The organism is Flavihumibacter solisilvae, from assembly GCF_000814475.1.
Lineage (GTDB): Bacteria > Bacteroidota > Bacteroidia > Chitinophagales > Chitinophagaceae > Flavihumibacter > Flavihumibacter solisilvae.
Genome location: NZ_JSVC01000007.1, coordinates 157611 through 172294 on the forward strand (window position 1 = coordinate 157611; position 14684 = coordinate 172294).

At 49.0% G+C, this 14684-nt stretch carries 17 protein-coding genes; 11 read left to right on the top strand and 6 right to left on the bottom strand.

Features of this window, described 5'->3' with window-relative positions:
• Positions 1–3: 3 nt before the first annotated feature.
• Genes OI18_RS07085 through rlmN form a run of 4 tightly spaced genes read right to left on the bottom strand, consistent with a single transcriptional unit; the run spans position 4 to position 3233 of the window.
• Complete coding sequence (locus OI18_RS07085; protein WP_039138436.1) at positions 4–726, bottom strand: RluA family pseudouridine synthase; 723 nt, start codon at positions 724–726, stop codon at positions 4–6.
• 6 nt (positions 727–732) lie between these two features.
• Positions 733–1860 (bottom strand): pseudouridine synthase, encoded by a 1128-nt coding sequence (locus OI18_RS07090; RefSeq protein WP_039138438.1) that lies wholly within the window; start codon positions 1858–1860, stop codon positions 733–735.
• A gap of 44 nt (positions 1861–1904) precedes the next feature.
• Positions 1905–2105 (bottom strand): hypothetical protein, encoded by a 201-nt coding sequence (locus OI18_RS24510; protein WP_152616758.1) that lies wholly within the window; start codon positions 2103–2105, stop codon positions 1905–1907.
• Positions 2106–2165: 60 nt separating this feature from the next.
• Positions 2166–3233, bottom strand: coding sequence for a dual-specificity RNA methyltransferase RlmN (rlmN, locus tag OI18_RS07095; RefSeq protein ID WP_039138509.1), 1068 nt, complete (start codon positions 3231–3233; stop codon positions 2166–2168).
• A 72-nt stretch (positions 3234–3305) separates the two neighbouring features.
• Between rlmN and OI18_RS07100 the strand changes: the two genes are divergently transcribed.
• The 3 genes from OI18_RS07100 (at position 3306) to OI18_RS07110 (ending at position 6532) form a co-directional block, all read left to right on the top strand.
• On the top strand, positions 3306–4502 hold the full coding sequence (locus OI18_RS07100) for a thiolase family protein (RefSeq protein WP_039138440.1): 1197 nt from the start codon (positions 3306–3308) through the stop codon (positions 4500–4502).
• A gap of 91 nt (positions 4503–4593) precedes the next feature.
• Positions 4594–5058 (top strand): hypothetical protein, encoded by a 465-nt coding sequence (locus OI18_RS07105; protein WP_039138441.1) that lies wholly within the window; start codon positions 4594–4596, stop codon positions 5056–5058.
• 136 nt (positions 5059–5194) lie between these two features.
• A complete protein-coding gene (locus OI18_RS07110; RefSeq protein WP_039138443.1) occupies positions 5195–6532 on the top strand; it encodes a DUF418 domain-containing protein in 1338 nt (445 codons plus the stop codon).
• 28 nt (positions 6533–6560) lie between these two features.
• On the opposite strand, the gene hisS is transcribed toward OI18_RS07110, so the two are convergent.
• The gene (hisS, locus tag OI18_RS07115) at positions 6561–7946 is read right to left on the bottom strand and encodes a histidine--tRNA ligase (RefSeq protein WP_039138445.1); all 1386 of its coding nucleotides are present in this window, start codon (positions 7944–7946) and stop codon (positions 6561–6563) included.
• 68 nt (positions 7947–8014) lie between these two features.
• A complete protein-coding gene (locus OI18_RS07120; protein WP_039138446.1) occupies positions 8015–8476 on the bottom strand; it encodes a low molecular weight protein-tyrosine-phosphatase in 462 nt (153 codons plus the stop codon).
• A 107-nt stretch (positions 8477–8583) separates the two neighbouring features.
• On the opposite strand from OI18_RS07120, the gene OI18_RS07125 reads away from it, so the two are divergent.
• From OI18_RS07125 to OI18_RS07160, 8 genes are all read left to right on the top strand, one after another.
• A complete protein-coding gene (locus tag OI18_RS07125) occupies positions 8584–9399 on the top strand; it encodes an energy transducer TonB (protein ID WP_039138448.1) in 816 nt (271 codons plus the stop codon).
• Positions 9400–9442: 43 nt separating this feature from the next.
• Positions 9443–9679 carry a hypothetical protein gene (locus OI18_RS07130; RefSeq protein WP_039138449.1) on the top strand — a complete coding sequence of 79 codons (237 nt, stop codon included), beginning with the start codon at positions 9443–9445 and terminating at the stop codon, positions 9677–9679.
• A 14-nt stretch (positions 9680–9693) separates the two neighbouring features.
• Positions 9694–10614, top strand: coding sequence for a PstS family phosphate ABC transporter substrate-binding protein (locus tag OI18_RS07135; RefSeq protein WP_039138451.1), 921 nt, complete (start codon positions 9694–9696; stop codon positions 10612–10614).
• Between the two features lie 52 nt (positions 10615–10666).
• Positions 10667–12331 carry a tetratricopeptide repeat protein gene (locus tag OI18_RS07140; protein ID WP_160290202.1) on the top strand — a complete coding sequence of 555 codons (1665 nt, stop codon included), beginning with the start codon at positions 10667–10669 and terminating at the stop codon, positions 12329–12331.
• Positions 12332–12500: 169 nt separating this feature from the next.
• The gene (locus OI18_RS07145) at positions 12501–12899 is read left to right on the top strand and encodes an NADH-quinone oxidoreductase subunit A (RefSeq protein ID WP_052272962.1); all 399 of its coding nucleotides are present in this window, start codon (positions 12501–12503) and stop codon (positions 12897–12899) included.
• A 79-nt stretch (positions 12900–12978) separates the two neighbouring features.
• On the top strand, positions 12979–13560 hold the full coding sequence (locus OI18_RS07150; protein ID WP_052272954.1) for an NADH-quinone oxidoreductase subunit B: 582 nt from the start codon (positions 12979–12981) through the stop codon (positions 13558–13560).
• Between the two features lie 17 nt (positions 13561–13577).
• On the top strand, positions 13578–14084 hold the full coding sequence (locus OI18_RS07155; protein WP_039138453.1) for an NADH-quinone oxidoreductase subunit C: 507 nt from the start codon (positions 13578–13580) through the stop codon (positions 14082–14084).
• A gap of 12 nt (positions 14085–14096) precedes the next feature.
• Positions 14097–14684 (top strand): NADH-quinone oxidoreductase subunit D-related protein (locus OI18_RS07160; protein WP_039138455.1); only part of this gene is annotated, 588 nt, incomplete at its 3' end.

A 14684-nucleotide genomic window follows, 5' to 3' on the forward strand; every position in this document is an offset into this window, starting at 1 on the left:
GTATTAACCCGCGTTCACTTTCTCCAGTTGCTGGAGCGTGGCGCGCAAGTCTTTCGGTATAGGTGCTTCGAGTGTAAGCTCCTTGCCGTCTATGCCGGTAATCTGGAGTGACCGTGCATGTAGTGCCAAGCGGTTAAGTAAAGGTCTTTCTTCAAGAACATCCTTACCCAGTTTGAATTTTTTCTTGATGGATGACAATAGCACGGGTTGACCATCACCGTAGAGTGGGTCACACACGATAGGGTGACCAAAGTTCTTCATATGCACCCTGATCTGGTGTGTGCGGCCGGTAAGGATGCGGAATTCCATCCAGCTGTATTGCGGGAAACTTTCTATCAGCCTGAATTCGGTTATCGACGGTTTCCCTTTACGCACAACTGTCATCATGCCCTTTTTTACCGGATGCTCACCAATAGGCTGGTCGAGGGTTCCTTCGGTATCATATACCTTTCCAAGTACCAGGCCATTGTACAGTTTCGTAGTTGTCCTTGCCTCGAATTGCTGCGACAAAAACCGGTGGCTTGCTTCGTTTTTCGCAAATACAATCACGCCGCTGGTTTCTTTATCCAGGCGATGTACGGTGAATATCGAATCGAACTGGCGCAGCAGCAGGTCTTTGAGTGAAGGCTCCGACTGTTCGCGGTCCGGAATGGAAAGCAGTCCCGCCGGTTTATTGATCGCAATAAAATCGCCGGTTTCCGCAAGTATTTCGAGCTGTTGTTTCATGTATGTTTATTTGGCGGACTTATCCTTCTTTACTGCCTTATTGAAGTGCTTCAGCACCCTGATCTCCCTTTCGGTAAGCAGCCGCCATTTGCCCCTGTTTACGTTCTTTTTCGTTAGTCCTGCATACATTACCCTGTCCAGACCCTTCACATCATATTTCAGGTGCTCGAAGATGCGACGCACAATGCGGTTCTTGCCGCTGTGGATCTCGATTCCGATTATAGATTTGTCACGCGGGTCTGCATATCCCAGGGCATCCGGGGCAATGAACCCATCTTCGAGTGTGAGGCCATTAATGATGGCTTCAAAGTCATTTTTAGTCAGTGGTTTATCCAGCTTCACTTCATAGATCTTCTTGATCTCGTTTCGCGGGTGCGATAATACCTGCGCCAGCTCGCCATCATTTGTCAGCAGTAATACTCCCGACGTATTGCGATCGAGCCTGCCTACAGGATATACCCGCTCCGCGGTTGCTGTTTTGACGAGGTCCATCACCGTTTTCCTTTCCTGCGGATCGTCAGTGGTGGTGATATAATCCTTCGGTTTATTGAGAAGGATATAAACGAGATTTTTGGAGATGGAGATGCGTTTGCCTTTCACTTTAATCTCATCTTTCTCCGACACTTTGAAGCCTGGTTCCGCAACCTTTTTTCCATTGACAGTAACCACTCCTTCCTTAACTAGTGCAGCCGCATCCCTGCGTGCACACACACCGCTATGCGCAATGAATTTGTTAAGTGGCATCACACCGCTTACCCCTGCTGCGGTGGTTGCGCCAGTATTGGGTTCGCCCTTGCGACCACCCTGATCCGTTACACCCGTACCCTTTGACGGAGCATTCCGGAACTGTCCAGGTTTTGCATGACTTGCTGCCGGTGTGCCGAGGTCAGTGGTCATTCGCTTACCTCCCGGTTTACCGGTATGTTGTGGAGCGCCTTTCGCGCCGGTCAACCTTGAATTTGGTGATTCAGAACCCCCGCGTGTTGCCCGGGCCTGTCTTTTTTCTTCGAATCGTTGGTTAATTGCGGTTTCCCGGTCTTTTTTCTCTTCCCTTCTCTCTTTCTTGTGAGCTTCCTTAATGGTGCCGGATTTCTTTTTGTTCGCAAACTTTTCGAACCCTGAGTTCTTTTTCATGTTTTATAGTTTACTGTTTTACAACAGGAATGGCGGCAAAAGTACTAAAGAATCTTCAGCTTCCGGGTCTCCGCCTTCAACGCCTTCTTCTCGGTCTTGTCTTTCAGCTTCCGTTGCGCTGCGGCAAGTTTCTTATTAGCTTCTGCCACTGACCCGCCCTGACCGTCTTTTCCTCCCCCGGCCTGCACCACCAGGGATAGGCCAAAAATACCAGACATCAGCAATAAAATGAGTTTGTTATACATATCTCTTTTTCACCTTTGACTACTTCCGCCGAATATGGTTTAACTGCCTGGTACCGGGTGTCAGGTCTCCACATCCGGCTCCACTTCTTTGTTTGCGAGCTGTCCGCACGCTGCATCAATATCCTTCCCCCGGCTTCTTCTCAGCCGCACGTTTACCCGGTGCTTTTCGAGATATTGCATGAATTGCATTGTCTTGTCTTCATCAGGCTTCTCAAACGCAGCAAGATCAATCGGGTTGTATTCAATGATATTTACCAGGTCAGCGGGTACCTGCCGGTAGATCTTCACGAGTTCGTCTGCATCCTGCAGGCTGTCGTTAAAGTCCTTGAACAGGATATATTCAAAAGTGATCTCGTTTCCCGTCTGTTTATAGAAATAGTTCAATGCCTCGATCAGCGACTTAATGTTATTCGTGTCGTTGATTGGCATGATCTCATGGCGTTTAGCGTCGTTTGCCGCGTGCAGTGAAAGCGCCAGTTTGAAGCGCACCTTGTCATCACCCAGCTGCCTGATCATTTTGGCAACTCCGGCCGTAGATACGGTGATCCGGCGCGGACTCATCCCAAGACCCTCAGGCGAACTGATCATCTCAATTGCTTTCAGCACATTCTTGTAGTTGAGCAAGGGCTCGCCCATTCCCATGAATACAATATTGGTCAGTTTACGGCCGTAGGCCTTTTCACTCTGCTCGTTGAGCAGTACAACCTCATCGAAGATCTCATCAAATTCCAGGTTTCTCTTGCGTTCCATATAACCGGTTGCGCAAAACTTACAGCTGAGCGAGCAACCGATCTGCGACGACACACATGCCGTTTTCCGCTCGTCGGTAGGAATCAGGACGCCCTCCACGAAATGTCCGTCCACGGTACGGAATCGGCTTTTAACCGTTCCGTCATGGCTGAACTGCGTCACATCTTCGCCTAGCGCAGGCAAAGTGAACTGCTCCGACAGCTTCGTTCTCAGTTCCTTACTCAGGTTTGTCATATCTTCAAACGACCTCGCCTGGCGCGTCCAGAGCCACTCGTAAACCTGTTTGGCCCTGAACTTCTTCTCACCCATTTCCACGAAATACTGCTCCAGTTCGTCCTTCGACAGCTGGCGGATATTCTTTTTAGCAAGTTTCAACATGCTGCAAAGGTAACAGAAACTAAAAAGGCGGGATGGATGTTGCTTTTCAATTTTCATTTTGTTACTTGCCGCATGAAAAAAGTCTACGTAATAGACGCAGTGCGCACACCGATCGGCCGCTATGGCGGTACGCTCAGCAACGTTCGCCCCGACGACCTGCTTGCCCATATAATCAAAGCGTTGATCAGGCGCAACAAAAAAATTAACCCTGACGAAATCGAAGATGTCATAGCCGGCGCGGCAAACCAGAGCGGTGAAGACAATCGCGACGTCGCCCGGATGGCGGCCCTGCTGGCGGGCCTTCCCGTCACCGTCGGCGGCAACACTGTCAACCGCCTTTGCGCATCCGGCCTGCAGGCCATCATGGACGCTACCCGTGCCCTGAAGTGCGGCGACGGAGACCTTTACATCGCAGGCGGAGTGGAAAGCATGACCCGCGCCCCATTCGTAATGTCGAAGTCAGACAGCGCCTGGAACCGCAAACAGGAGATCTTTGATACCACTATCGGCTGGCGCTTTACAAATAAGAAACTGGCCGACATGTACCACCCTTTCTCCATGGGCGAAACGGCAGAAAATGTGGCGAGGCAATGGAATATAAGCCGCGAAGAGCAGGACCGTTTCGCTTTTGAAAGCCAGCAGAAATTTGCCGCTGCCCAACAGGCTGGCAAATTCGAAGATGAGATAATCCCCGTCGAGGTAACCATCAACCGGGAAACGATCATCTTCAAAACCGACGAACATCCCCGCGATACCTCTATGGAAAAGCTCGCTGCCCTCAAACCTGCATTTGCACCCGACGGCACAGTTACCGCAGGTAACGCATCAGGCATAAACGATGGTGCGGCTGCCCTTTTACTCGCAACCGAAGACGCTGTAAGTAGATACCAACTGGAACCGCTGGCCGAGATCATTGCACATGCGACTGCCGGTGTCGACCCTTCCATCATGGGAATCGGGCCTGTACCTGCAACAATAAAAGCCATGCAACGGGCAGGCATAAACGTAAATGAACTTGACCTTGTCGAACTGAATGAAGCATTCGCTTCACAATCAATTGCATGTATCCGTGATCTTAACCTTGATCCGTCTAAAGTAAATGTGAATGGCGGCGCAATTGCATTAGGTCATCCGCTGGGAAGCAGTGGTGCCCGCATTTCTACAACATTGTTGCATGAAATGAAACGGAGCAAAGCAGGATACGGACTCGCAACCATGTGTGTTGGTGTAGGCCAGGGAGCCGCCATCATTTACAAAAGAATTTCATGATATAAATTATCATGTACCATTCACTCATCCAATTTCACTTTATGCTGCAATAGAGGTAAGGTAACTTAAGGGTACACAAACACCTTATGCTATGTTACCGCGAATTTCCTTATCCGGCTTCCTGCTGTCGGCAACAATTGCCGCTGCCTTATCCTGTAGCCCAACCGGGCAAACCGATCGCCTCGAATACAATTTTGACGAAGGTGCCAGGCACCGCCGCCTGGTCATGGACATTCCCTCGGGTGCCGTTTCAGAACTGCATCAACGGGATGAAACCGGCAACCTCGTCAGGACCTTCCGTTACAAAGACGGTTCTGAATTTTATGTTGCCTGCCGCGACGTGGCAATGCGTCCGGTTGTTGCCATCGAAAGGACAACGGAATCAACAACCACACTTGTTAAATCAATGGGCGACCAGGGTAATGGCACTTACCAAAATGGCACACACTGGCGCCGTCAGGCGCGCGACGGGTTTGTAATAGGCTACGATTTCGTAGAAAGCGAGCGTTTGGAAGAGTATGACAGAGCCCTCCATTCCGTGCGTTTTACCAAGTAAGCAAGAAAAGCAAAGCAGGAGAAAATTTACCCGATCGGGTGCCTGGAACTTGCCAGGTACCCGATCTTTTTTTAACTTTCCCCTGCTACCTCGCGAAAACGCAAAAGTCCCCCCTTTACACCCAATACACCCAGCTATGTCACTTGTAGCTCCCACCCAGCAGAAGGAGAGGATTTTTGTTATGGACCTGCTCAGGGGTGTCGCCCTGCTCGGCATCCTCATGATGAACATCCCATATTTCGCAGAATCATATCAACTCGGCGAAAACATCTTCATCCGAAATGAAACAAGCGGTGCCGACTACTATGCCTGGTACATAAAAGCTCTTTCCTTTGAAGGCACAATGCGTGCACTCTTCTCCATGCTCTTTGGTGCCGGCGCTTTACTTCTTCTTAGTCGCCTTGAGAAAAAAGAAATGGACATTACACCCGCCGATTTCTATTACCGGAGATTAATGTGGCTGCTTCTGTTCGGCCTCATCAATGCATTTGTATTGCAATGGCCCGGCGACATTCTTTACTCATATGCTCTATGCGGATTGTTGTTGTATCCCTTCCGCAACATGGCCGCCAGGTGGCTGCTGATTATCGGCATTTTCTGTATGCTCGTTGCCACTTTCAAAGAAACCTACAGCTGGCGGAAGGCATGGATGGTGAAGGAGAAAGGAGAGAAGGCACTGGCACTCCAGCAGCAAAAGAAAAACCTCACGGAGGAGCAGAAGGAAGACCTAAAAACATGGCAGGAAAGGCAGGAAAAAAGAAAGCCGGCGAACGTAATGAAAGAGGTGGAAAAGGAACGTAAGGAAATGCGAAAGGGATACTTCAGCATAACGGGTCATCTCAATGGCATAAACGTAAAAATTGAAACATTCAAGTTCTATCACTTCTTTATCTGGGATGCACTGGCCTGTTTCTTTATTGGAATGGCTCTTTTCAAATGGGGCGTCATCACCGGCATGCGATCGAAAAAGTTTTACTGGATCCTTCTGATCACCGGTTACCTCGTCGGATTCGGCATCAACTATTTCTATATCAAAACCTATCTCGATATCAGGATGCAGTTTTCTTATGTGTATGAACGACTGTTCATAAACCTTTACCAGGAAAGAAGATTGCTGCAGGCACTGGGACACATGAGCCTTTTGATCCTCTTGCACAAATACAATATCCTGAAGATGCTGCAGGTATGGCTGTCACGGGTAGGACAAATGGCCTTCACTAATTATCTCATGCAAAGCATCATCTGCACCACTATCTTCTATGGCTGGGGCTTTGGTCAATTCGGCCAGCTTCGCCGCGTTGAGTGGTACTACGTGATGTTTGTCATCTGGCTTTTCCAGGTCATCTTCAGCAACCTGTGGCTGCATTACTTTCGTTTCGGCCCGTTTGAGTGGTTGTGGCGAAGTCTCACTTACTGGAAGCGTCAACCTATGCTGAAAGAAGAGGCGGTCGAAAAGAATATAGCCCTCGCCTGACACCTGGCCCATTCACTTATTGACGCATTCACTTATCGATCTGTTCGCTTACAGCCGTGTCGAAGTTAAATCCCACTAATCCGCTTTGCGGAAGTGTTATCTGGTTGCCCTGGCGAAGGTCCTTGATTATACAAGTCTCTGCTTCCAGTTCCTGGCTACCGATGATCACCACGTAAGGAATGTCTTTCTTTTCTGCGTATTTGAATTGCTTATCGAATTTCTTCGTGGGTTCATGGTACAGTTCACAGGCAACTCCGTGCTTGCGAAGGTCCTGCACCAGCCGGTATGCGACCAGGCTTTCCCTTTCACCAAGGTTGAAAAAGAGCACCTGCGTCCCGGTCCGCACTGTCGAAGGGAATAGCTTTAGTTCTTCCATTACATCATAAATACGGTCAACACCAAAGCTAATCCCGACTCCTGGTATATTGGGCACACCAAATAGACCCGTCAGGTCATCATACCTGCCACCGCCGCCAATGCTGCCCATCTGCACGCCAATGGCCTTGATCTCGTAGATCACACCGGTGTAATAGTTTAGTCCGCGGGCCAGCGTGAAATCGATCACCACTTCAGATCCTTCATACATGTCAAGCATATATTTTAGTTCCGCCAGCCCCTTCTGGGCAATTTCAAGGTGACCGAGCAGGTCGGAAGCTGCCGCAAACTTCTGCTGGTTGTCGCCGTTGATCGCCAGGTAATTTTCAATAGCGGCCACCTGGTCTGCCTGCAGTCCGCGTTGTGCCAGTTCCTCCTTCACCTTCTCAATCCCGATCTTGTCCAGTTTGTCGATGGCAATCGTGATGTCCATCATTTTGTCACTGCCACCGCAGAGTTCAGCAAGCGCAGCAAGTACTTTACGGTTGTTAATCCTGATCTCAACCGGAACACCCAGGCGCTTGAAAACATTCGCGTATATGGAAGTAAGTTCCACCTCGTTCAACAATGAATAGCTTCCCACCACATCGGCATCACACTGGTAGAATTCACGGTAACGGCCTTTCTGTGGACGGTCAGCACGCCACACCGGTTGAATCTGGTAGCGTTTGAAGGGAAGCGAAAGCTGGCCATGGTTCATCGCTACATACCGTGCAAACGGGATCGTTAGATCATAACGCAACGCACGTTCTGTGAGGTTCTTGTCATTCCGGCCGGTCATCACCTGCTCAAAGGCGGACCTTGCCTTGTCAATATTCTTCGGGTCATTGAGCCCGTTATTCAGGATCTTGAAAATAAGTTTATCGCCTTCCTCGCCATACTTTCCCATCAGGGTCTCCAGGTTTTCCAACGCAGGTGTTTCCAACGGCTGGAAACCATACAGTTCAAAAACTTCGCGGATAGTAGTGAAGATATAATTCCGTTTACGTACGACCTCAGGACCAAAGTCACGTGTGCCGGATGGAAGAGATGGTTTCACGAATTTAAGATTGAAAATGAAAGATTAAAAGCACGCAAAGGTCGATTTTTTTACCTAGCAAACTGCCACTAAAATTTGGCGTCCTTCCGGATCACGGCCTCACAAGCCAGGTCAATCATCCGGAAAACCTCGTGGTAGCCGGGCTCCGTTCCGTACCAGGGATCCGGTACATCCTTATTAAGACCAGGTTCTGCAGCATTCATTAACAGCTCAACCTTCGACCCGTCAAAGCGGCTTCCGGCAATCCGCTTCATTTCAAGAACGACGTCCGCCGCCATCGCATATATCTTATCGTAGCGGTCAAAGTCTGCCGCCACAAACCTCCTTGCACGTTGTCCGCAAATTTCGATGCCATTCAGCCTGGCAACTTTCTGCGACAGGTGATGGGGCTCCTGGCCTATATGGTAACCATTTGTGCCGGCACTGTCAACGGTCCAGTCCAGTCCCGCTTCCTTCACCTTGTGCTGCAATATTCCTTCTGCCAGCGGGCTCCGGCAAATATTGCCCAGGCAGACCATCAGGATCTTCATGCTTGCAAAAATAACACAGTTTGTTGTATGGAATCGTGGCAGGAACGAATCTATACTATAACACAGCGCTGCGTATAACCATAACCTTTAGTAACAAAACTTCTAATATGAAGCCCGAAATCATTTTGCGCAGTGATGTCCTGGACATCCTCTTCGAAAACCGCAACAAGACCTATGGTGCATATTTCCTCAGGAGGAACTATCCCCGGCACCTTCTTATAGCCCTTGGATGTATGGGACTTATGGTTACAGCACTCTGGATTTTCAAACCCAATTCCCCCCGGAACCTGCTTGGCGGACCAATCTTTATTATACCTGACACAAAAATTGACCTGGTAAACCCGATAGAACCAACACCACCCGTCAAACCATTAAAACCATCAACCTCCAGGCCGCCAAAGGCAACCATTAATAACTCCAACTACGTTGTGGTAAATGACCACGAGGCGACCAAGATCCCGGACCAAACCGAGCTGGCAAACAACGCAATCAGCAATTTGACCCGCGTTGGCGACCCCGACGATGAAGTTTCCGGTCCGGAACCGTCCAATGGAAACGGCACCCAACCTGCCGCCCCCATTGAACCGCCACGTGAAGAAGAACCGGAGATCTTTGACAAAACTGAGATCATGCCATCATTCCCTGGTGGGGCTGGAGCCCTGCAACGCTGGCTAAGCCGTAACCTAAGGCCGCAGGATGAACAGGAGCCCGGTCAACGGATCAGGGTAGTGGTCCGTTTCGCGGTTAATGCGGCCGGCGATATAGAACAGGTGCATATAGTACAGGCCGGCGGTGTCACTTTTGATAAAGAAGTGTTAAGGGTCATTAACAAAATGCCGAAATGGGAACCAGGGCAACAAAATGGTAGGAAGGTTGCAGTCTGGTTCAGCATCCCCGTAATTTTTGAAATGCCTGAACAGTAGAATTTTCATAACTTGCCCAACCCGGACAAAAAATGAACCGATCATGACCCCTGAAACCCAGGATAACAGAAGGAAACAGTACAGCCTGATGCGTTCCATATTAGACTATGGAATGGGTGGTCTTATCCTGCTCTTCGGCATCTTTTTCCTTTTCTCCGAAAAACTTGGATTCTATTTTGATATGGAACCATTTTTTAAATATTTTTTCGGGATCCTGTGTATCGTGTACGGTGCATGGAGAATCTACAGAGGCTACCAGAAGAATTATTATTCCGATTAAGACCAACAGCGTTTATGCATAAGCGTTTGAAACAATGGATGATGGCTGCATCAGCTATAATGCTGTTCAGCAATTGTAATAATGGACCGGTAACTTACCGGAATGACACTTTAAGAACTGGCACGATTCATATCAGTGTTGACGAATCCTTTAAACCTGTGATCGATTCCCAGATCAAAGTCTTTGAATCGTCGTTCGAAGGGGCTCACGTGATCGCTCACTACAAGCCGGAAGCGGAATGTATCAAGGACCTGCTGGTCGACAGCATCCGGATGGTGATCATCACCCGCCCGTTGATGCCGGTTGAAGAACAGCGTCTCCGCGATACCCTGTCATTTATCCCCGTACAAGGCCGGATAGCTTATGATGCGGTTACCGTGCTGGTGAACAGGCAGTCAAAAGATTCCATCCTTACTACGGACGATCTCCGGCAGATCCTTGACGGAACCAGCAAACTTCCGCTAAGGCCGGTAATGGATGGGCTTGCAGCAACAAGTACTGTTCGCTACGCCATCGATTCCATCCTGAGGGGCAAGCCACTTAGCAGTAAAGTTACCGCTGCCACTTCCAGCCAGGGTGTGATAGAATACGTAGCGGACCAGAAAGATGCTATCGGGTTTGTAGGGGTAAGTTGGATCGGGAATCCTGAAGACAGCGCCCAGCTTAGCTTTCAGAAAAAGGTTACCATTGCATCTCTGCGTTGTGAAACCTGTCCGGAAGAAGCATATGTAAAGCCGTACCAGGCAAACATTGCAACGCTCCGCTATCCTTTGGTACGGGGATTGCATTATATTTTAAAGGAAAATTATGAGGGGCTGGGGAGCGGCTTTACCAATTTTCTCATCTATGAAAGAGGGCAGCTGATATTTCGAAGAGCTTATTTGTGGCCGGCACGAATGAAATTCGAAATAAGAAATGCAGGCATAGATGAATAAAACAAAACCAGATTTTAATATTTTCACAAATCGACCAAAAAACAGCAAACGAATGAAGAAATACATCTACAGCCTGGTGTTAGCCGCCGTAACGTGTGGAGGTTCTCTTTTCGCGCAAAGCGTGGACCAGGGTAAGAAGTTATTCTATTACGAACGTTACAAGAGTGCTAAGGAGGCTTTCGAAAAAGCACTCGCCTCAAACCCGAATGATAATAAGGCATCTTACTGGCTCGGTCAAACGCTGCTGGAGCTGAAAGACACTGCTGCGGCCAAAGCCCTTTTCCAGAAAGCCCTTGCCAGCAATGGCAATGCCCCTGAATTGCTCGTGGGCATGGGACACCTTGAATTGCTGGAAGGCAAAAAAGAAGAAGCCCGCCAGCGCTTTGAAACTGCCATCAGCCTTACCAAGGGTAAGGACATTGGTGTGTTAAATGCAATTGGTCACTCCATTGTAGAAGTGAAAGACGGAGACGCAAAATTTGTGATCGAAAAGCTTACTCCCCTCACTACCCAGAAAGGATTTAACAGTCCCGAAACCTGGATCGTGATCGGTGATGCTTACCGCAAACTGGGTGATGGTGGTAATGCCATTACTTCATACCAGCGTGCGCTCCAGATTGATCCAAACCAGGCTGCAGCGAAACACCGCATCAGCAAGATCTATATGACGCAGAAGAACACCGAAGTGTTCCTCCCTGCATTGGAAGAAGCCATCAGGCTCGATCCCAATTATGCACCCGGTTATTTCGATCTCTACTATTATTATTTCAGCCGCGATGTAAACAAGGCAAAAGATTATTTCGACAAATTCCTCGCAGTGACTGATGCAACGCCTGCAAATGACTACGAGAGAACTTCGATCCTCTTCGCTGGCCGTCGTTATGACGAAGCCATCAAAACAGCACAGGAGTATATCAGCAAACTCGGCGATAATGCAGACCCACGCTACTATAAACTGATCGCATACAGCTACGATGAACTGAAGGATTCTGTTAATGCAAAAAAATACCTGGACGAATATTTTGTGAAGCAGAAGCCCGATGCTTTCATGCCAAAGGACTATGAATTCCGCGCAATCCTGTTGTCCAAATTCCCGGGTAACGAACAGGAAGCAATTGCCAACTACGACAAAGCTATTGCACTCGATACAGCGCAGGCTTCAAGGCTTGAACTCATGACAAACGCAGCAGCACAGGCTAAGAAGTCCGGCAACCGCGAACTGGAGGCCGAATACCTTGGCAGACTTTACCAGGTAAAGAAAGACCCTTCCAACGTGGACATGTATAACTGGGGCTTCGCCAATTACCAGGCAAAGAACTACCAACGCGCAGACTCCATCTTCACGCAGTACCAGGCAAAGTATCCCAATGAGATCTACGGTTACCTGTGGACGGCCAGGTCAAAACAGGCAATGGATACTTCCATGGCCCAGGGAATTGCGGTACCTGACTACGAAAAACTCGCCCAAAAAGCAATGGAACTTGACCCTGTGAAGTACAAAGGCCAGGCTGTCTCCGCTTATTTCTACCTGGTACAGTACCATAATGATATCAAGAAAGACAAAGCTGCTGCCATGAAGTACCTCGACAAGATCCTCGAAGTTGATCCGGCTAACGCTGACGCGGCCCGTATCAAGGAGATCCTGAACAAACCGCAGAAAAAAACCGGTTCCTCTTCCGGCGGTAGCGGAACCAAGGCAGCGCCCGCAAAAAAATAGTTACCGGGATACCTTTTAAAAGGACCCCGATACAGAAAAAAGACCCCGATCATATCGGGGTCTTTTTTTATGTGATGCAGCAGGGAAGGCCGTTCTAAGGAACTTATTTTCAATGTTCAGCGATTTATTTGGCAGGCTACCTTATTTTTGCCCTCACAACATGAAAAGCATGAACCTTTTTCTGTTACAAACCGCGGTTTCTTCTAATAATACCGCAAACTACCTGCCCATCGCCCTTCAGCTGCTGTTTGCGCTGGGATTTGTAGTGCTGACCCTTGGAGCGACCCATTTACTCGGACCTTCCCGCAAAACCAGTGACAAGCTCGAAAACTTCGAAAGTGGAATTGAGGCAGTTGGCAACGCCCGCCAGCCGGTGGCCATCAAGTATTTCCTGGTAGCCATCCTGTTCGTATTGTTCGATGTGGAAGTGATCTTCTTCTATCCCTACGCGGTAAATTTCCGTGAGCTGGGCTGGAACGGCTTTATGGCTGTACTGATGTTTGTGGGATTTTTCCTTTGCGGCTTCTATTATATTATTAAGAAGGGAGCCCTGCAGTGGGAAGATTAAGCGGTGTTGAACATATAAATAAGTGAACGGTTTTAATAAAGTAGACCTAATGATCGTTCACAATTAAATTCCGATAACTATGGCACGTCCGGTTCAATATAATGTAAAAAATGAAGGTGGTAAGGTAATTACCATGGCTGATGCGCCCGAGGGCTTCCAGGGCGAAGGATTCTTTACCACCAAGCTGAGCGATGTTGTTGGATTGGCCCGCAAGAACTCCCTCTGGCCGCTTCCTTTTGCCACTTCCTGCTGCGGAATTGAATTCATGGCAACCATGGCCTCTCACTATGACCTCGCCCGTTTCGGTGCCGAGAGAGTAGGCTTCTCACCCCGCCAGTGTGACCTTTTAATGGTAATGGGAACCATCGCAAAAAAGATGGCCCCCGTTGTAAAGCAGGTATACCTGCAAATGGCTGAACCTCGCTGGGTCATTGCCGTTGGTGCCTGCGCCTCTTCAGGCGGTATTTTCGATACTTATTCAGTTTTACAGGGAATTGACCAGGTCGTTCCCGTTGACGTATATGTACCCGGCTGCCCGCCGCGGCCCGAAGCCATCATTGATGGATTTATGAAAATCCAGGAACTTGTGGGAAAGGAAGACCTTCGCCGACGGAATGGTGACCGATACAAAGCGCTGCTTGAATCCTACGGGATCCAGTAACATCCAGAACATTTATTATGAGTCTTACGCACGATATAATCCAGTCCAAACTTGTTGAAAAATTCGGGGACGCCGTAACAGGAATTGAAGTTCCCTACGGGATGTTCACCTTCGAAGTGCCGAAGGACCTCAACCTGAAAGTGATGCAGTTTCTATTCGACGACGAAACCCTTAAGTTTCGTTTCCTCACGGATCTCTGCGCCGTTCACTATCCCGACCAGCCCGGCCGCGAGCTTGCGGTGGTATATCACCTTCACAACCTTGTCGACAATTTTCGCATAAGGATGAAAGTATTTACTTCCATTGCACAGCCCGACGTGTATACGGCAACCAGCCTCTATTCCGCCGCCAACTGGATGGAACGCGAAACCTATGACTTCTACGGTGTCAACTTCGTTGGCCATCCCAATCTCCGGAGGATCCTAAATGTAGACGAAATGGATTATTTCCCGCTGCGCAAGGAATTCCCGCTCGAAGATCAGACCCGCGTAGATAAGGATGACGAAATGTTCGGAAGAGGATAAAAGAAAAATCTTATGTCAGATATTATACACCACCAGCACGATCACATTAAGTTACCGGAAGGTTCCATCGGGAAGCAAACTTCCACACTTAACCTCGGTCCGACCCACCCCGCCACACACGGCGTTTTCCAGAACATCCTGGAAGTGGACGGCGAGCGTATCGTATCAGCAGAGCAGACCGTTGGATACATCCACCGTGCTTTTGAAAAGCTGGCTGAAAGAAGGCCACTGTACCAGATCACCCCGCTGACAGACCGCCTCAACTATTGTTCTTCCCCCATTAATAATATTGGCTGGCACATCACCTGTGAGAAGATGCTCGGCATCACCACACCGAAACGCGTGGATTACCTCCGCGTGATCATTATGGAGCTGGCCCGCATTTCCGATCACCTCATCTGTAACTCCATCGTAGGTGTGGATACCGGTGCCTTTACCGGCTTCCTCTATGTAATGCAGTACCGTGAGCTGATCTATGAGATCTACGAAGAAGTTTGCGGCAGCCGCCTTACCACCAACATTGGCCGGATCGGCGGGTTCGAGCGCAACTTTACTCCAACTGCATTCCAGAAACTGGAACGCTTCCTCGCAGAATATCCC